The sequence below is a fragment of the Pseudomonas sp. BAY1663 genome (assembly GCF_000582595.1).
GTDB classification, from domain to species: domain Bacteria; phylum Pseudomonadota; class Gammaproteobacteria; order Pseudomonadales; family Pseudomonadaceae; genus Stutzerimonas; species Stutzerimonas stutzeri_AF.
In genome coordinates, this window is record NZ_AZSV01000094.1 from 1 (window position 1) to 16902 (window position 16902).

14 protein-coding genes and 2 pseudogenes are annotated in these 16902 nt (G+C 60.9%); 5 read left to right on the forward strand and 11 right to left on the reverse strand.

Annotation, left to right across the window (positions count from 1 at the left end; translation table 11 throughout):
- Positions 1-43: 43 nt before the first annotated feature.
- The 9 genes and pseudogenes from sucD to sdhC all read right to left on the reverse strand — a co-directional run bounded on the left by sucD (position 44) and on the right by sdhC (position 11484).
- Entirely contained in the window at positions 44-931 is an 888-nt protein-coding gene (gene sucD / locus BAY1663_RS19370; protein ID WP_037043951.1) for a succinate--CoA ligase subunit alpha, read from the reverse strand.
- Entirely contained in the window at positions 931-2097 is a 1167-nt protein-coding gene (sucC, locus tag BAY1663_RS19375; protein WP_037043954.1) for an ADP-forming succinate--CoA ligase subunit beta, read from the reverse strand. The genes sucD and sucC overlap by 1 nt, the downstream gene beginning before the upstream one ends.
- A 195-nt stretch (positions 2098-2292) precedes the next feature.
- Positions 2293-3729: a dihydrolipoyl dehydrogenase gene (gene lpdA, locus BAY1663_RS19380; RefSeq protein WP_037043957.1), complete on the reverse strand. Its 1437-nt coding sequence runs from the start codon at positions 3727-3729 to the stop codon at positions 2293-2295.
- A gap of 103 nt (positions 3730-3832) precedes the next feature.
- Complete coding sequence (gene odhB, locus BAY1663_RS19385) at positions 3833-5062, reverse strand: 2-oxoglutarate dehydrogenase complex dihydrolipoyllysine-residue succinyltransferase (RefSeq protein WP_037043960.1); 1230 nt, start codon at positions 5060-5062, stop codon at positions 3833-3835.
- A gap of 71 nt (positions 5063-5133) precedes the next feature.
- Entirely contained in the window at positions 5134-7965 is a 2832-nt protein-coding gene (locus tag BAY1663_RS19390; protein WP_037043963.1) for a 2-oxoglutarate dehydrogenase E1 component, read from the reverse strand.
- Positions 7966-8257: 292 nt separating this feature from the next.
- A complete protein-coding gene (locus BAY1663_RS19395) occupies positions 8258-8962 on the reverse strand; it encodes a succinate dehydrogenase iron-sulfur subunit (RefSeq protein ID WP_037043967.1) in 705 nt (234 codons plus the stop codon).
- 10 nt (positions 8963-8972) lie between these two features.
- Positions 8973-10745, reverse strand: a complete 1773-nt coding sequence (gene sdhA / locus BAY1663_RS19400) for a succinate dehydrogenase flavoprotein subunit (protein ID WP_037043970.1) — start codon at positions 10743-10745, stop codon at positions 8973-8975.
- Between the two features lie 3 nt (positions 10746-10748).
- A pseudogene (sdhD, locus tag BAY1663_RS19405) lies at positions 10749-11116 on the reverse strand (succinate dehydrogenase, hydrophobic membrane anchor protein).
- Complete coding sequence (sdhC, locus tag BAY1663_RS19410) at positions 11110-11484, reverse strand: succinate dehydrogenase, cytochrome b556 subunit (RefSeq protein ID WP_037043973.1); 375 nt, start codon at positions 11482-11484, stop codon at positions 11110-11112. Before sdhC ends, sdhD begins: the two are co-directional and overlap by 7 nt.
- Positions 11485-11844: 360 nt before the next feature.
- Here sdhC and gltA point away from each other — a divergent pair, with 360 nt between their 5' ends.
- On the forward strand, positions 11845-13116 hold the full coding sequence (gene gltA / locus BAY1663_RS19415; protein WP_037043976.1) for a citrate synthase: 1272 nt from the start codon (positions 11845-11847) through the stop codon (positions 13114-13116).
- A gap of 310 nt (positions 13117-13426) precedes the next feature.
- Here gltA and BAY1663_RS19420 read toward each other — a convergent pair whose 3' ends face one another.
- The gene (locus BAY1663_RS19420; protein WP_037043980.1) at positions 13427-14026 is read right to left on the reverse strand and encodes an START domain-containing protein; all 600 of its coding nucleotides are present in this window, start codon (positions 14024-14026) and stop codon (positions 13427-13429) included.
- Between the two features lie 201 nt (positions 14027-14227).
- On the reverse strand, positions 14228-14479 hold the full coding sequence (locus BAY1663_RS25510; RefSeq protein WP_128576399.1) for a YkgJ family cysteine cluster protein: 252 nt from the start codon (positions 14477-14479) through the stop codon (positions 14228-14230).
- A 203-nt stretch (positions 14480-14682) separates the two neighbouring features.
- Between BAY1663_RS25510 and BAY1663_RS19425 the strand changes: the two are divergent.
- The 4 genes and pseudogenes from BAY1663_RS19425 to BAY1663_RS19440 all read left to right on the forward strand — a co-directional run bounded on the left by BAY1663_RS19425 (position 14683) and on the right by BAY1663_RS19440 (position 16680).
- Positions 14683-14948 (forward strand): annotated as a pseudogene (locus BAY1663_RS19425) (DMT family protein).
- Between the two features lie 215 nt (positions 14949-15163).
- A complete protein-coding gene (locus BAY1663_RS19430) occupies positions 15164-15571 on the forward strand; it encodes a PA2817 family protein (protein ID WP_037043983.1) in 408 nt (135 codons plus the stop codon).
- Positions 15572-15940: 369 nt separating this feature from the next.
- Positions 15941-16363, forward strand: coding sequence for a nucleotidyltransferase substrate binding protein (locus BAY1663_RS19435; protein ID WP_037043986.1), 423 nt, complete (start codon positions 15941-15943; stop codon positions 16361-16363).
- Positions 16360-16680: a nucleotidyltransferase domain-containing protein gene (locus BAY1663_RS19440; protein WP_037043988.1), complete on the forward strand. Its 321-nt coding sequence runs from the start codon at positions 16360-16362 to the stop codon at positions 16678-16680. Before BAY1663_RS19435 ends, BAY1663_RS19440 begins: the two co-directional genes overlap by 4 nt.
- The last annotated feature ends 222 nt before the right edge of the window (positions 16681-16902 follow it).

The following is a 16902-nucleotide window of genomic DNA, read 5'->3' on the forward strand; positions in this document are numbered from 1 at the left end:
TCGAAAAGCCCGGGAACATCCCCGGGCCTTTGCCGAAAGCCGATCAGGCCTTCTTCATGTCCCAGCCCGTCAGTTCCGCAAGCGCCTTGCCGATATCGGCAAGCGAGCGCACGGTCTTCACCCCAGCATCCTGCAGGGCGGCGAACTTCTCTTCGGCCGTGCCCTTGCCGCCGGAAATGATGGCGCCAGCATGGCCCATCCGCTTGCCCGCCGGCGCGGTGACGCCGGCGATGTAGGAAACCACCGGCTTGGTGACGTTGGCCTTGATGAAGGCAGCGGCCTCCTCTTCGGCCGAGCCGCCGATCTCGCCGATCATGACGATCGCCTCGGTCTGCGGATCATCCTGGAACAGCTGGAGGATATCGATGAAGGTCGAGCCGGGAATCGGATCGCCACCGATACCGACACAGGTCGACTGGCCGAAACCGGCATCGGTGGTCTGCTTCACGGCCTCGTAGGTCAGCGTGCCGGAACGCGAGACGATACCGACCTTGCCCGGCTGGTGGATGTGCCCAGGCTGGATGCCGATCTTGCATTCACCGGGCGTGATCACGCCCGGGCAGTTCGGCCCGATCAGGCGCACGCCCAGCTCGTCGCACTTGATCTTCACCTCCAGCATGTCCAGCGTCGGGATGCCTTCGGTAATGCAGACGATCAGCTTGATGCCGCCGAAGGCCGCTTCGAGGATGGAGTCCTTGCAGAACGGCGCCGGCACGTAGATGACCGAGGCATCGGCGCCGGTGGCTTCCACGGCTTCCTTGACGGTGTTGAACACCGGCAGGCCGAGGTGCAGGGTGCCGCCCTTGCCTGGCGTCACGCCGCCGACCATCTGGGTGCCATAGGCGATCGCCTGTTCGGAGTGGAAAGTGCCCTGCGAGCCAGTGAAGCCCTGGCAGATGACCTTGGTGTCCTTGTTGATCAATACGCTCATTACTTGCCCTCCGCGGCTTTGACAACCTGAATGGCCGCATCGGTCAGGCTGTTCGCACCGATGATGTTCAGACCGCTCTCACTCAGCATCTTGGCGCCCAGGTCGGCATTGTTGCCTTCCAGCCGCACCACCACCGGCACCTTGACGCCCACTTCGCGCACGGCGCCGATGATGCCCTCGGCGATCATGTCGCAACGCACGATGCCACCGAAGATATTCACCAGCACCGCCGCGACGTTGCTGTCCGAGAGGATGATCTTGAAGGCTTCGGTGACCCGCTCCTCGGTCGCGCCACCGCCGACGTCGAGGAAGTTGGCCGGCTTGCCGCCGTGCAGGTTGACGATGTCCATGGTGCCCATGGCCAGGCCGGCGCCATTGACCATGCAGCCGATGTTGCCGTCGAGCGCCACGTAGTTGAGCTCCCACTTGGCCGCATGGGCCTCGCGCGGGTCGTCCTGGGACGGGTCGGCCATGTCGCGCAGCTTGGGCTGGCGGTAGATGGCGTTGCTGTCGATGTTGATCTTGGCATCCAGGCAATGCAGGTTGCCGTCCTTCTTGATCACCAGCGGGTTCACCTCGAGCAGCGCCAGGTCGTAGTCCTGGAACAGCTGGGCCAGGCCGACGAAGATGTGCACGAACTGCTTGATCTGATCGCCCTTGAGGCCGAGCTGGAATGCCAGCTCACGCGCCTGGAACGGCTGTGCGCCGACCAGCGGGTCGATGGTGGCCTTGAGGATCTTTTCCGGGGTGTCGTGGGCGACCTTCTCGATGTCCACGCCACCTTCGGTGGAGGCCATGAACACGATACGGCGGCTGGCGCGATCGACCACGGCGCCCAGATAGAGCTCCTTGTCGATATCCGTGCAGGCCTCGACGAGAATCTTGCTGACCGGCTGACCGTTGGCATCGGTCTGATAGGTCACCAGACGCTTGTCCAGCCACTGCTGGGCGAATGCCCGCGCCTCATCCTTGCTGCGAACCAGCTTGACACCGCCGGCCTTGCCGCGCCCGCCGGCATGCACCTGGGCCTTGACCACCCATTCGGTGCCGCCGATCTTGTCGCAGGCTTCCGCCGCCTCCTTCGGACTGTCCACGGCGTAGCCCTTGGAGACGGGCAGGCCGTATTCAGCGAACAGTTGTTTACCTTGGTACTCGTGAAGATTCATGCTTTCTACCGTCTGGTTTGGTATTGGCGCATTTACGGTACGACGAGGCGTCGTACCTCCCTCACAAGTCGCTGAAAACTATCCACGATAATCACGATACCTCTCAGCGACCTGCAATCCTTTTCGAATCTGCAGTTTGCAAAAGGCCCGGCGTATCCGCGGATACGTCGGGCCTGGGTGCAGCACGAAAAACCGTCAGCGCTTCTTGCGGTTGGCGATGTGGATGGCGTGGCCATTCACCGCCAGAGCGGCTTCATGCAGCGCTTCGGACATGGTCGGATGCGAGAACACCATCATGCCCAGGTCCTCGGCACTGGTGCCGAATTCCATGCCGATGGCGCCCTGCTGAACCAGCTCGGCTGCGCTCGGGCCCATTACATGCACACCCAGCACGCGATCGGTCTTGGCATCGGCGATGACCTTGACCAGACCGGCGGTGTCGTTGGCTGCCATGGCCCGGCCGCTGGCGGCGAACGGGAAGGTACCGACATTGACTTCGACACCTTCGGCCTTCAACGCCTGCTCGGACTTGCCGACCCATGCGATTTCCGGGTGAGTGTAGATGACCGACGGAATCAGGTCATAGTTCATTTGGGTCTTGTGGCCGGCGATACGCTCGGCAACCATCACGCCCTCTTCCGAGGCCTTGTGAGCCAGCATCGCACCGCGCACCACGTCGCCGATGGCGTAGACGCCCGGAACGCTGGTGGCACAGTAGTCGTCGACGAAGATGAAGCCACGCTCGTCCATGTCGACGCCGGCGTCGGCTGCCAGCAGATCGGTGGTCACCGGGCGGCGGCCAACGGCCACGATCAGCTTGTCGAAAGTCATCTGCTGCTCGCCGTCGGCACTGGTGAAGCTGACGGTGACCTGGTCACCCTTCACTTCCGAACCGGTCAGGCGGGCACCCAGGAGGATCTTCAGGCCCTGCTTGGAGAGAACCTTGAAGGCTTCCTTGGCGATCTGCTCGTCAGCGGCCGGCAGGAACTTGTCCATGGCCTCGATGACGGTGACTTTGGCACCCAGGCGTGCCCAGACCGAGCCCAGCTCGAGACCGATGACGCCAGCGCCGATGACGCCGAGCTTGCCCGGAACGCTCTGGAAGTCCAGTGCGCCGGTGGAATCGACGATAACCTTCTGATCCACCGGAGCCGGCGGAATGTTCACCGGGGTGGAACCGGAAGCCAGGATGACGTTCTCGGTAGCCAGGGTCTGGACATTGCCGTCCAGGCCGGTGACTTCGACCTGCTTGCCGGCCAGCAGCTTGCCGTGACCTTCGAAGACGGTCACGCCATTGGCCTTCATCAGCGCGGCGACGCCGCCGGTGAGGTTCCTGACGATCTGGTCCTTGCGAGCGACCATGGTCGGAACGTCCATGGCGACTTCGCCAGTGCTGATGCCGTGGACCTTGAAGCTCTCGTGGGCTTCGTGGAACTTGTAGGAGCTGTCCAGCAGCGCCTTGGACGGAATGCAACCGACGTTCAGGCAGGTACCGCCCAGTGCGGTCTTGCCGTCCTTGCCCTGATACTTCTCGATGCAGGCGGTTTTCAGACCCAGCTGGGCAGCACGGATGGCGGCCACATAGCCGCCAGGGCCGGCACCGATGACGATGACGTCGAATTTCTGGCTCATTACGAATCCTCTTTAAGCAAAGCCACAAGCTACAAGCCGCAAGCTACAAGCCTTGGAGCTGCGATCACTTGCAGCTCGAGACTTGCAGCGTGCAGCTGCTTTCTTAGATGTCCAGCAGCAGACGAGCCGGGTCTTCCAGCAGGTCCTTCATGGTAACCAGGAAGGTCACAGCTTCCTTGCCGTCGATCAAGCGATGGTCATAGGACAGCGCCAGGTACATCATCGGCAGGATGACCACTTGACCATTAACGGCCATCGGGCGTTCCTGAATCTTGTGCATGCCGAGAATGGCGGTCTGCGGCGGGTTGACGATCGGAGTCGACAGCAGCGAACCGAACACGCCACCGTTGGAGATGGTGAAGGTACCGCCGGTCATTTCTTCGATGGTCAGCTTGCCGGCCTTGGCCTTCTTGCCGAACTCGTTGATGCCACCTTCGATTTCAGCCAGGGTCATGTGCTCGGCGTTGCGCAGCACCGGAACCACCAGGCCACGGTCGCTGGATACGGCGACACCGATATCCTGGTAGCCGTGGTAGACGATGTCGTTGCCATCGATCGAAGCGTTCACGCCCGGCTGGCGCTTGAGCGCTTCGACCGCGGCCTTGACGAAGAAGGACATGAAGCCCAGGCGCACGCCATTGTGGGTCTTCTCGAACAGCTCCTTGTACTTCGCACGCAGCTCCATGATCGGCTTCATGTTGACTTCGTTGAAGGTAGTCAGCATGGCCATGGAGGACTGGGCTTCGACCAGGCGTTCGGCAACCTTGGCACGCAGGCGGGTCATCGGCACGCGCTTCTCGACACGGTCGCCCTCGGCGAAGATCGGGGCGGCGGCAGCCGGAGCGGCAGGCTTGGCAGCGGCGGCGGGAGCGGACTTCTTGGCTTCGATGGCGGCGACCACGTCTTCCTTGGTCACGCGGCCATCCTTGCCGGTGCCGGCGATGCTGTTCGGGTCGATGCCGTTCTCTTCGGCCAGCTTGCGGGCAGCCGGGGCCAGGATCGGCTCTTCACCGGCGGCAGCCGGAGCGGCAGCGGCAGGAGCAGCGGCCTGCGCCGGAGCAGCTGCGGCCTGGGCAGGAGCTGCAGCGGCAGTGGCGCCGGCTTCCAGCTTGCCGAGCAGCTCGCCGCTCAGCACGGTATCGCCTTCGTTCTTGACGATCTCGGTGAGCACGCCGTCTGCTTCGGCGAGCACTTCCATGACCACCTTGTCGGTTTCGATGTCGACGATCAGCTCATCACGCTTGACCGCGTCGCCCGGCTGCTTGTGCCAGGTGGCGACGGTGCCGTCGGCGACCGATTCCGGGAAGGTAGGGGCTTTGATCTCGATAGCCATTATTCAGGGGTCCTATTTGATTCGGTTTCTACGTCGAGGCCGCGAATGTCGCGGCCTCTTGCACGAGCGGATTAAACGGTGAAGGCGTCCTGCAGCAGTTTTTCCTGCTGCTCGGCATGCATGGAGGCATAACCGACAGCCGGGGCTGCGGAAGCATCGCGGCCCGCGTACTGAAGGAAGAGCTCCTTCTTGTGCGCGGTGGCGACACGACGCATGTGGTGCTGGCTGCAGTACCAGGCGCCCTGGTTCATCGGCTCTTCCTGACACCAGACGATGTGCTTGAGGTTCTGGTAAGGCGCGAGCGCCTCGGCCAGGTCCTCTTCCGGGAACGGATAGAGCTGTTCGATGCGCACGATGGCGATATCTTCACGCCCCTCGTTGCGACGCTTGTCCAGCAGGTCATAGTAGACCTTGCCGCTGCACATGATGACGCGCTCGACCTTCGCCGGATCGATCGGATCGATTTCCGGGATGACGGTCTGGAAGGAACCTTGGGTCAGTTCTTCCAGGGTCGAGATAGCCAGCTTGTGACGCAGCAGCGACTTCGGCGTCAGCGCGACCAGCGGTTTGCGCAGCGGGCGAATCGCCTGGCGACGCAGCATGTGGTAGACCTGCGCCGGGGTGGTCGGCACGCAAACCTGGATGTTGTGCTCGGCGCACAGCTGCAGGTAGCGCTCCAGACGCGCGGACGAGTGCTCCGGCCCCTGCCCTTCATAACCATGCGGCAGCAGCATGGTCAGGCCGCACAGGCGACCCCACTTGTGCTCACCGCTGGTGATGAACTGGTCGATCACCACCTGGGCGCCGTTGGCGAAGTCGCCGAACTGCGCTTCCCACACCACGAGGGCGTTCGGGGTGGTGGTGGCATAGCCGTATTCGAACGCCAGAACCGCTTCCTCGGAGAGGAAGGAGTCGTACAGGTCGAAGCGCGGCTGGCCTTCGTACAGGTGCTGCAGCGGAATGTAGGTGCTGCCGTCCTTCTGGTTGTGCAGCGCGGCATGGCGATGCGAGAAGGTGCCGCGACCGACGTCCTGACCGGAAATGCGTACCGGATGGCCTTCGAACAGCAGGGTCGCGTAGGCCATGGTTTCCGCGTAGCCCCAGTTGATGGCCAGTGCACCCGCGCCCATCTTCTGGCGGTCTTCGAGGATCTTGGAAACCTGGCGCTGGACCACGAAGCCTTCCGGGGTCTGCAGCAGCTTGCTGGACAGGTCCTGCAGGGTCTTCAGATCGAAGCTGGTGTCGTGACGCGCGGTCCAGGCATGGCCCAGGTACGGACGCCAGTCGACGAAGAGCTCCTTGTTCGGCTCCTTGACCAGGCTCTTGACCACGTGCAGGCCGTTGTCGAGCGCGGTACGGTACTCGTCGACCTTCGCCTGCACGCGCTCGTTGTCCAGCACACTGGTCTGGATCAGCGAGTCGGCATACAGCTCACGGGTGGTGCGCTGCTTGGCGATCTTCTGGTACATCAGCGGCTGGGTGCCGCTCGGCTCGTCCGCTTCGTTGTGGCCACGACGGCGGTAGCAGATCAGGTCGAGGACGATGTCGCGCTTGAACTGCATGCGATAGTCGACGGCGAGCTGGGTGACGAACAGCACGGCCTCGGGATCGTCTGCGTTCACGTGGAAGATCGGCGCCTGGATCATCTTCGCCACGTCGGTCGCGTACTCGGTGGAGCGCGCATCTTCCTGCTTGTTGGTGGTGAAGCCGACCTGGTTGTTGACCACGATGCGGATGGTGCCGCCGGTCCGGTAGGCACGGGTCTGCGACATCTGGAAGGTTTCCATGACCACGCCCTGGCCAGCGACAGCGGCGTCGCCGTGGATGGTCACCGGCAGGACCTTGTCGCCGATCGCATCGCAACGGCGGTCCTGGCGGGCGCGTACCGACCCCTCGACCACCGGGGAAACGATTTCCAGGTGCGACGGGTTGAACGCCATGGCCAGGTGGATTTCGCCGCCCGGGGTCATCACGTTGGAGGAGAAGCCCTGGTGGTACTTGACGTCACCGGAGCTCAGGCCTTCGACCTTCTTGCCTTCGAACTCGTCGAACAGGTCGCGCGGGTTCTTGCCGAACGTATTGACCAGCACGTTCAGACGACCACGGTGGGCCATGCCGATGACGATTTCCTTGGTGCCGTAGGAACCGGAACGCTGGATGATCTCGTCGAGCATAGGAATCAGGCTTTCGCCGCCTTCCAGACCAAAGCGCTTGGTGCCCGGGTACTTGGTGCCCAGGTACTTTTCCAGGCCCTCGGCTGCGGTGAGGCGCTCGAGCAGGTGACTCTTGATTTCCGGCGAGAACTCGGGGCGACCACGAACGCTTTCCAAGCGCTGGATGAACCAGCTGCGCTGCTCGGAATCGACGATGTGCATGTACTCGGCGCCGATGGTGCGGCAATACGTTTCTTGCAGTGCCTGCACGATTTCGCGCAGAGTGGCCTGACCGTTGACCATGGCCAGGTCACCGGTGCGGAACACGGTGTCGAGATCAGCGTCGGTCAGACCGTAGTTGTTGATCGCCAGATCGGCGGGGACGGGGCGTTGCTGCAGACCGAGCGGATCGAGCTGTGCGGCCTGATGGCCACGCACGCGGTAGGCCTGGATCAGACGCAGGACTTCGATCTGTTTCTTTTCATGCTCGCTGCTGACGCTTCCTGCGGACACAGGTTGCGCGCGACGCTGGTTCTTGGCCAGCAGGACGAAGTGGTCGCGAATCGTCGAGTGCGACACATCGGCTGAAGCGCTGCCACCGGAAGGCAACTTTTGGAAATAAGTGCGCCACTCTTCGGGCACAGCGTTGGGATCGTGCAGGTAGAGCTCATAAAGCTCTTCCACATAGGCAGCGTTACCACCGGATAGGTGGGCACTGTCCCACATGCGCTGCATTACGCTTTCTTGCATGTCTGGTCACCTTCGATAAGGAGACACCACCAGCGTGGAAACCGCAGCATGACTTCCCAAGTTCTGAAGCAGCGACTCAGGTAAAGCCACTACGGACCGCGCAGATAGTTTCCGGGCACAACCCGGATGCCCCTGCTGGTCATCAAATTTTCAGAGTGAAATCCCGGCTTTGTGGGCTGGGATTCCTACTAAAACTACGGCGCCGAGCTTCAACTTCGGCGCCGCAGGTGTCACGGGTACAGCAATCCGGCCGTTCCAGGCTAGCGCATAACCTTTCGCGGCCGGGGTGTCATCAGGTACCGCTCTGCAGCAGCATGTTGCGTATGTGACCAATTGCCTTGGTCGGGTTCAGTCCTTTCGGACAAACGTCAACGCAGTTCATGATGCCACGGCAGCGGAACACACTGAACGGATCGTCCAGCCCGGCCAGACGGTTCTCGGTTTCGGTGTCGCGGCTGTCGGCCAGGAAGCGATAGGCCTGCAGCGACGCAGCCGGACCGAGGAACTTGTCCGGGTTCCACCAGAAGGACGGGCAACTGGTCGAACAGCACGCGCACAGAATGCACTCGTACAGGCCATCCAGCTTCTCGCGGTCTTCCGGGCTCTGCAGGCGTTCGATAGCCGGCGGCGGCGTATCGTTCATCAGATACGGGCGAACCTTCTCATACTGCTTGTAGAAGATGCTCATATCGACCACCAGGTCACGAATGACCGGCAGACCAGGCAGGGGACGGATGACCAGCTTGTTGCCCTTGACCACGGAGGACAGCGGGGTGATGCAGGCCAGACCGTTCTTGCCATTGATGTTCATGCCATCGGAGCCACATACCCCTTCACGGCAGGAGCGACGATAGGAGAAACCCTCGTCCTGTTCCTTGATCAAAGCCAGGACATCGAGAACCATCAGGTCCTTTCCGTCGGTATTGACCTGGAAATCCTGCATGAACGGCTTTTCGTCATGGTCCGGGTTATAACGATAAACACTCACTTGCAACATATCGGCAGCCTCAATAAGTCCGAACCTTGGGTTCGAATGCCGGAACGGTCTTCGGAGCGAAGTTCACGGCACGCTTGGCAACGCGCTTCTCACCCGGGAAATAGAGGGTGTGGCACAGCCAGTTCTCGTCGTCACGCTCTTCGAAGTCCTCGCGGGCATGCGCGCCACGGGACTCCTTGCGGTGCTCCGCGGCAATTGCAGTAGCCTCGGCGACTTCCAGCAGGTTCTGCAGCTCGAGCGCCTCGATGCGTGCGGTGTTGAACGCCTGGCTCTTGTCGGAGATCTTGACGTTGGCGATACGCTGACGCAGATCCACCAGCTGGGCGATACCCTTCTGCATGTATTCGCCGGTACGGAACACACCGAAGTAGTTCTGCATGCAGTTCTGCAGCTCTTTGCGCAGCGGGGCAACATCTTCGCCAGTGCTGCGCTCGTTGATACCGGCCAGGCGGCCCAGCGCGACATCCAGATCGGTTTCGCTGGCACCACGGTGCTCGATGCCGTCCTTGAGCGCTTTTTCCAGGTGCAGGCCAGCGGCGCGACCGAATACGACCAGGTCGAGCAGCGAATTGCCGCCCAGGCGGTTGGCGCCATGGACCGACACGCAAGCCACTTCGCCGACGGCGAACAGACCATCGATGATCTTATCGTTGCCATTGGCATCCTGGGTGATGGCCTGGCCATGAATGTTGGTGGCGATACCACCCATCATGTAGTGGCAAGTCGGAACGACCGGTACTGGAGCGGTAACCGGATCGACGTGGGCAAAGGTCTTCGACAGTTCGCAGATACCCGGCAGGCGGCTGTGCAGCACTTCCTCGCCCAGGTGATCCAGCTTCAGCATCACGTGATCGCCATCCGGGCCACAACCGTTGCCAGCCAGGATTTCCTTGACCATGGAACGCGCCACCACGTCGCGGCCGGCCAGATCCTTCGCGTTCGGAGCATAACGCTCCATGAAACGCTCGCCATGCTTGTTGATCAGGTAGCCACCCTCGCCGCGGCAACCCTCGGTCACCAGCACGCCGGCGCCGGCGATGCCGGTCGGGTGGAACTGCCACATCTCGATGTCCTGCACCGGCACGCCGGCACGCAGCGCCATGCCGACGCCGTCACCGGTATTGATCAGGGCATTGGTGGTCGATGCGTAGATGCGACCGGCACCGCCAGTGGCGAGCACGGTGGCCTTGGAACGGATGTAGACGGTTTCGCCGGTCTCGATGCAGATGGCGATGACACCGACCACGGCACCATCCTGGTTCTTCACCAGGTCGACCGCGTACCACTCGTTGAGGAAAACGGTGTCGTTCTTCAGGTTGCCCTGGTAGAGGGTGTGCAGCAGCGCGTGGCCGGTACGGTCGGCAGCGGCGCAGGTACGGGCAGCCTGGCCACCCTTGCCGAAGTCCTTGGACTGACCGCCGAACGGACGCTGGTAGATGCGGCCCTGCTCGGTACGGGAGAACGGCAGCCCCATGTGTTCGAGCTCGAACACGGCTTCGGGGCCTACGGAACACATGTACTCGATGGCGTCCTGGTCACCGATGTAGTCGGAGCCCTTGACGGTATCGTACATGTGCCAGCGCCAATCGTCGTTCGGGTCGGCCGAAGCGATGGCGCAGGTGATGCCGCCCTGAGCGGAAACGGTGTGCGAGCGAGTCGGGAAAACCTTGGTGACCACAGCGGTCTTGTGGCCCGACTGGGACAGTTGCAGCGCCGCGCGCATGCCGGCACCACCGCCACCAACGATGATGGCGTCGAAGGAAAGCGTACGAATATTAGCCATGAATCAGATACCCCAAAGAATCTGCACACCCCAGACGAAGAAGGTGAACATGGCAATGCCACACACCGCCTGGAACAGGAAACGCACACCGGTAGCCCACTTACCGATCGCCATATTGGTCAGGTAGTCAGTGGAGATGGTCCACATCCCTACCCACGCGTGCACACTCAGGCAACCAGGGCCAGCAGACTGAAAATACGCATCCAGTTGGTCGAAAACAGCGCATGCCACTGGGCATACTCCAGGCCCGGATGCGTGAGCAGGTACCCAAGCAGGAACAGAAAATAAGCCGCAAGAACCACTGCAGAAACACGCTGCGCCATCCAGTCGTAAAGACCCGATCGCGAGAAATTGGTGACGTTGGTTACCATATCCACACTCCCGCCAGAACGATCAGCACCACCGAAACGGCGATTACGATTTTCGAGCCCAGCTTGCCGCCTTCCAGCGTCTCGCCATGGCCAGTGTCCATGATCAGGTGGCGCACACCCGCCACCAGGTGATACAGCAGTGCGGACAGCAACGCCCAGGTCACCAGCTTGGCCAGCGGACCGCCCAGGTACGCGCGAACCTCCTCGAAGCCTTCGGGCGAAGACAGCGAGGTATCGAGCGCGAGCAGCAGCAGGGCGATACCGACGAACAGGATGACACCGGATACACGGTGGAGAATCGACGTGTAAGCAGTGATGGGAAGTTTTATTGTCCTAAGATCTAGGTTTACAGGTCGTTGGCTTTTCACGGCTTTTTTTCACACTTGAGAGCCCCGAAGCGCAGGGCAAAGTTGTTGGGAAGAGTACGCAGCAGTACCCGCTACCCACGAGTGACAACCTACAGAATACTGCCTGTAAGGCCCCTGCCGGTCGGTTTCCGAGTATAAACAGTTAGGTCACTAATGACAATGTGGTGAAGTGCCACTAAAGGCGGATAGCAGCCCCTATATAAATGCCGTAAACAGTGCACCCAAGCTGTACGCATCCCCCTGCAAAGCCCTCTACGGCATGGGTTCGCGCAAATTGACTTTGCGATTTATCACACTATAGTGATGCGGGCCCTGCGTGGGGGGCCATGATGATTCCAAGCACAAAACAGGAGGCCATACATGGCTGACAAGAAAGCGCAGTTGATCATCGAGGGCGCTGCCCCCGTCGAACTGCCCGTTTTAACCGGTACCGTAGGGCCTGATGTAATTGACGTACGGAGCCTGACCTCCACGGGTCACTTCACCTTCGATCCCGGCTTCATGTCGACCGCCTCTTGCGAGTCCAAGATCACCTACATCGATGGCGACAAAGGCATCCTGCTGCATCGCGGCTACCCGATCGAGCAGCTGGCGGAAAAATCCGACTACCTCGAGACCTGCTACCTGCTGCTGAACGGCGAGCTGCCGACCGCCGAGCAGAAAGCACAGTTCGTCAGCACCGTGAAAAACCACACCATGGTTCACGAGCAGCTGAAGTCCTTCCTGAACGGTTTCCGCCGCGACGCGCACCCGATGGCCATCATGTGCGGCGTAGTCGGCGCCCTCTCGGCCTTCTACCACGACTCCCTGGACATCAACGACCCGCATCACCGCGAAATCTCGGCCGTGCGCCTGGTCGCCAAGATGCCGACCATCGCCGCGATGGTCTACAAGTACTCGATCGGCCAGCCGCTGATGTACCCGCGCAACGATCTGAGCTTCTCTGAAAACTTCCTGCACATGATGTTCAACACCCCGTGCGAGATCAAACCGATCAGCCCGGTGCTGGCCAAGGCAATGGATCGCATCTTCATCCTGCATGCCGATCATGAGCAGAACGCTTCCACCTCCACCGTTCGTCTGGCCGGCTCCACCGGCGCCAACCCGTTCGCCTGTATCGCAGCCGGCATCGCCGCACTGTGGGGACCGGCGCACGGCGGTGCGAACGAAGCCGTTCTCACCATGCTGGACGAAATCGGCGATGTCTCGAACGTCGAGAAATTCCTCGCCAAGGCCAAGGACAAGAACGACCCGTTCAAGCTGATGGGCTTCGGCCACCGCGTCTACAAGAACTTCGATCCGCGCGCCAAGGTCATGAAGCAGACCTGCGACGAGGTTCTGGGCGAGCTGGGCATCAACGATCCGCAGCTGGACCTGGCGATGAAACTGGAAGAAATCGCCCTCAACGATCCGTACTTCGCCGAGCGCAACCTGTACCCGAACGTGGACTTCTACTCGGGCATCATCCTCAAGGCCATCGGCATTCCGACCAGCATGTTCACCGTCATCTTCGCCCTCGCGCGTACTGTCGGCTGGATTTCCCACTGGAAGGAAATGATCGCTTCCGGCCAAAAGATCGGCCGTCCGCGTCAGCTGTACACCGGCCATGCCAAGCGTGACCTGCCGCGCTAAGCTGTAGCTGCAATGAAAAAGAGGCTGCCCTAGGGCAGCCTCTTTTTTTGCCATCGGAAAAGAATACCGCCGCTGGACTTCCAAAAGCCTGAAGCCTGAAAAGCATCGCCCCGAGGGCGGGCCTCCCACAAAAGCTGCAGGCCCCACGCCGAACCCTGTGGGAGGCGCGCCTCGCGGCGACGGGACTGTCTGAAGCCTGAAAAGCATCGCCCCGAGGGCGACCCCCACAAAAGCAACCGGCACCACCGAACCTTCTCTGTGGGAGGCGCGCCCTCGCGGCGACTGCAGGCCGCAGGCCTGCCCGCCACAGCTATTGAGCGCGCTCCCGTAAAGCCCTCAGCGTATTGTAGGGCGCCTCCACCACGAACTTGTTGGCCAACCAGGACGGCACACTCCCCCCGGGCTCAGTGTGTACCTGATAGGTTACCTCGACCTTCCCCTCCCGAGGCACAAGTTCCCAGAAACCGTCCACCCGCGTCACGCGCACGTAGCCGTCCTCCTCCGGCAAATAGTCAGGCACGGCCTCCAGTTCCCGGCGGATAACCCCGTCGCGCTTTTCATATTCGGTTATGTGCACGACGGAATCTCGCGGCGTCACCGGCCATGGCGTGTTGAAGCGGGTGTAGGTCCATGCCTGCCGCTCCTCATGCCTGAGCAGCTTCTGCTCCTTGCATTCATGAATCCAGGCACAGGCTTCAGCCGCGTTCTCCATCAGGCGACGCAGCGTTTGCATATCGGTATCGATCACCGTGACGCCCCGGTATGCCTTGTATGGCGAACCGGGAACTGCCCGTAGATAGACCTTGATTCCGTTTTCGTCCTTCGCCAGTTGCCAGTCATCGGCAGCCTGAGCCCAGCAAGACGCCAGGCACAGCATGCCGGCAACCAGATACCGCATCTTGAACCCCATCGCACACCTCTTTGTTCTTGGCTATGTCTGAGCTGGCTGTTGCGGATAGACGTACCCTCTGCAGGAGCGGACCATGCCCACGAATATTCCAGCGCGCAAAGCTTCGCGGGCACGGCCGCCCCTACAGTTCAGAACATCTCGACACTTCGAGCAGCACGCAATTGGGACAGAGCCTTGTTCTTATCCCAGCGTGAAGACCACTCAAGCGGTGGCCTGTTCCAACCAGCCCAACAAACGAATGGCCTCATCCCGGCTTGCGCCACAAACGACCGGATCAGCAGCAAATGCCGAACAGACCGCAGGCCGCTGCGGGTCACCGAAAAGCAGGCAGAGAAACTGCGACGACAAATGAATACAACGCTCACCTGCAGCCTTGCCATGCGGCATACCAGGCATCGGTGAACTGATGGAAGGAGCGATGCAACAGGCACCACAACCAGGGCGGCAATCCATGAACTACCATCCAGCACAAACGGGGGGCGCGATAATAATCCGGCCCACCTGCAGGACGCCAGATTCGACGGTTGCAGGCCGGGCGAGCCGAGAATAGGCTTGCGCGTCTTCCTCGTGAGTGCACCTTCATGCCCGTCTGGCTGCAAACCGCCGCCCTGCTCTGCTGCTCCAACCTGTTCATGACATTCGCCTGGTATGGCCACCTGAAGAGCCTGAGCGGCAAGCCCTGGCTCATGGCAGCCTGATCAGCTGGGGGATTGCATTCTTCGAATACATGCTGATGGTGCCGGCAAACCGTATCGGCTACACCGAACTGTCGATCAGCCAATTGAAGATCATGCAGGAAGTGGTCACGTTGGCCATTTTCGTCCCCTTCAGCGTTCTCTACATGCAACAGCCACTGAAGCTGGATTACTTGTGGGCAGGCCTATGTCTGGTCGGGGCGGTGTATTTCATCTTTCGAAGCTAGCGACTGTAGGCAGTCTGTGTAGCCATAACGCGTAGGTTGGGTTGAGTTGCGCAGCAACGAAGCCCAACGAGAGAGAAAGTGAACGGCAGAGCCGGCATTCACGCTCCTACCAGTCGCAAAACGAACCCTCACATTTTCAGGGAGTCAATCGGACAAGCCCATTCCTTGGCGCGCACGCCTATAATCGCGCCCTCACGAATCGACACAGGTGCACCATGGCCAATCCCTACCACGATCACAACCTGGCCCTGCTGGCCCATCTACGCGGCATCCTGCTCGCCATGGGCGAAGCCGAACAAGTCTCGGAGGAGAGCCACGCGCTGTTTCTCGAACGCTTCGATGAACTGATCATGAATCTGCAGAACGTGCCGGAAGAACGGCACATGGGCCAGGACCTGATCTGCCAGGTCTTCCATCGCTACCCGCAAATCGCCCATCTGGTACCGCGTGACCTGCTCTGGTTCTTCGGCGGCGATTGCCTGCACTACATGCCCGACGAAGAAATCGCCATCTTCCAGGCCCTCGAGGAACGCCGCTACGAAGCCGAGCAGAACAACGAGCCCTTCGACTGGAACCACGAAAAACAGCTGCTGAGCATGCCGGAACAAGACGCCCGGCACTGAAAAGCGCATAAGGGCCACCCCCGGAGAAATCGAATAGCCCAGCCAGAAAAGCAAAAAGCATCGCCCCGAGGTCGGGCCTCCCACAAAAGCAGCAAGCCCCGCACAGCCCCCTGTGGGAGGCGCGCCCTCGCGGCGATTGCAGGCCGCGAGGCCTGCCACAAACCCAAAGCTCACCCCAAGGGCCCGGTCCCCACCGAAGCAACACCCCCCCCAGGTGGAGGCGCGCCCTCGCGGTGATCGCAGGCCGAAGGCCTGCCAAGATCAGGTTCAGCGTCCAGCATTCCGAGCCCTTGGAGCGGACACCAACAAATAGGCCTGCCGGCTGGCAAGCTGTAGGATATGCATGAAACCAGCATGGATAGGCAATCAATGAACAACATCGATGTGCGCTGGCAGCAACGCCTGAATAACTTCAGCAAAGCGCTCAGTCAACTTGACGAAGCCATGGCGCTCATGCAGCAGCGCAACTTATCGAAACTGGAAAAGCAAGGCGTTATCCAAGGCTTCGAATATTGCTACGAGCTTGGCTGGAATACGCTGAAGGACTTTCTTGTCTGGCAAGGTATCGACGGCATCGTTGGTTCACGCGACGCCATTCGCGAAGCGTTCGGCAGAGGCCTGATCTGCGATGGCCACGGCTGGATGCATATGCTTACGGATCGCAATCGAACCTCGCATACCTACAATGAGGAAACGGCCGAAGCGATCCTTGCCAATATCCAGATGCAGCATCATCCATTGCTCAAGGCTTTGGAGAGAACGCTAGCAGAACGTGCCGAATCAGCCATATGAGCATCGATAATACCGGGCTCCCGGAAACAGATATCCAGTCGATCAGGAATACCTTCGGGAAGTTTCCCAAAATTTCCGAAGCCATCCTGTATGGCTCTCGGGCCAAGGGTACTTTCCGGCCTGGCTCGGACATCGACCTGACGCTCAAGGGCGATGAGCTTTCGCACCATGACCTGCTCGACATCGAACTGGCGCTGGATGATCTGCTTCTACCCTACAAGATCGATCTCTCGCTGCATCACCAGATCGACAACCCACAGCTACTCGATCACATCGCACGAGTCGGCAAGTCGCTCTACAAAGTGCCAAGGTCCTGAAGCATCGCCCCGGGGTCGGGCCGGCCTCCCACCGAAGCAACAAGCCCCATCCCAACCCCGTGGGAGGCGCGCCCTCGCGGCGATCGCAGGCCGCAAGGCCTGCCCAAAAGCTCAAAAGCATCACCCCGGGTCTGCCTCCCACAAAAAAGCAGCAAGTGCACACCGAGCCCCGTGGGAGGCGCGCCCTCGCGGCGATTGCAGGCCGCAAGGCCCGCCCAAAAG

Coding starts and splice junctions, on each gene's coding strand:
- sucD (WP_037043951.1), bottom strand. CDS start 931: ATGAGCGTATTGATCAACAAGGACACCAAGGTCATCTGCCAGGGCTTC.
- sucC (WP_037043954.1), bottom strand. CDS start 2,097: ATGAATCTTCACGAGTACCAAGGTAAACAACTGTTCGCTGAATACGGC.
- lpdA (WP_037043957.1), bottom strand. CDS start 3,729: ATGAGCCAGAAATTCGACGTCATCGTCATCGGTGCCGGCCCTGGCGGC.
- odhB (WP_037043960.1), bottom strand. CDS start 5,062: ATGGCTATCGAGATCAAAGCCCCTACCTTCCCGGAATCGGTCGCCGAC.
- BAY1663_RS19390 (WP_037043963.1), bottom strand. CDS start 7,965: ATGCAAGAAAGCGTAATGCAGCGCATGTGGGACAGTGCCCACCTATCC.
- BAY1663_RS19395 (WP_037043967.1), bottom strand. CDS start 8,962: ATGTTGCAAGTGAGTGTTTATCGTTATAACCCGGACCATGACGAAAAG.
- sdhA (WP_037043970.1), bottom strand. CDS start 10,745: ATGGCTAATATTCGTACGCTTTCCTTCGACGCCATCATCGTTGGTGGC.
- gltA (WP_037043976.1), top strand. CDS start 11,845: ATGGCTGACAAGAAAGCGCAGTTGATCATCGAGGGCGCTGCCCCCGTC.
- BAY1663_RS19420 (WP_037043980.1), bottom strand. CDS start 14,026: ATGGGGTTCAAGATGCGGTATCTGGTTGCCGGCATGCTGTGCCTGGCG.
- BAY1663_RS25510 (WP_128576399.1), bottom strand. CDS start 14,479: ATGGATTGCCGCCCTGGTTGTGGTGCCTGTTGCATCGCTCCTTCCATC.
- BAY1663_RS19430 (WP_037043983.1), top strand. CDS start 15,164: ATGGCCAATCCCTACCACGATCACAACCTGGCCCTGCTGGCCCATCTA.
- BAY1663_RS19435 (WP_037043986.1), top strand. CDS start 15,941: ATGAACAACATCGATGTGCGCTGGCAGCAACGCCTGAATAACTTCAGC.
- BAY1663_RS19440 (WP_037043988.1), top strand. CDS start 16,360: ATGAGCATCGATAATACCGGGCTCCCGGAAACAGATATCCAGTCGATC.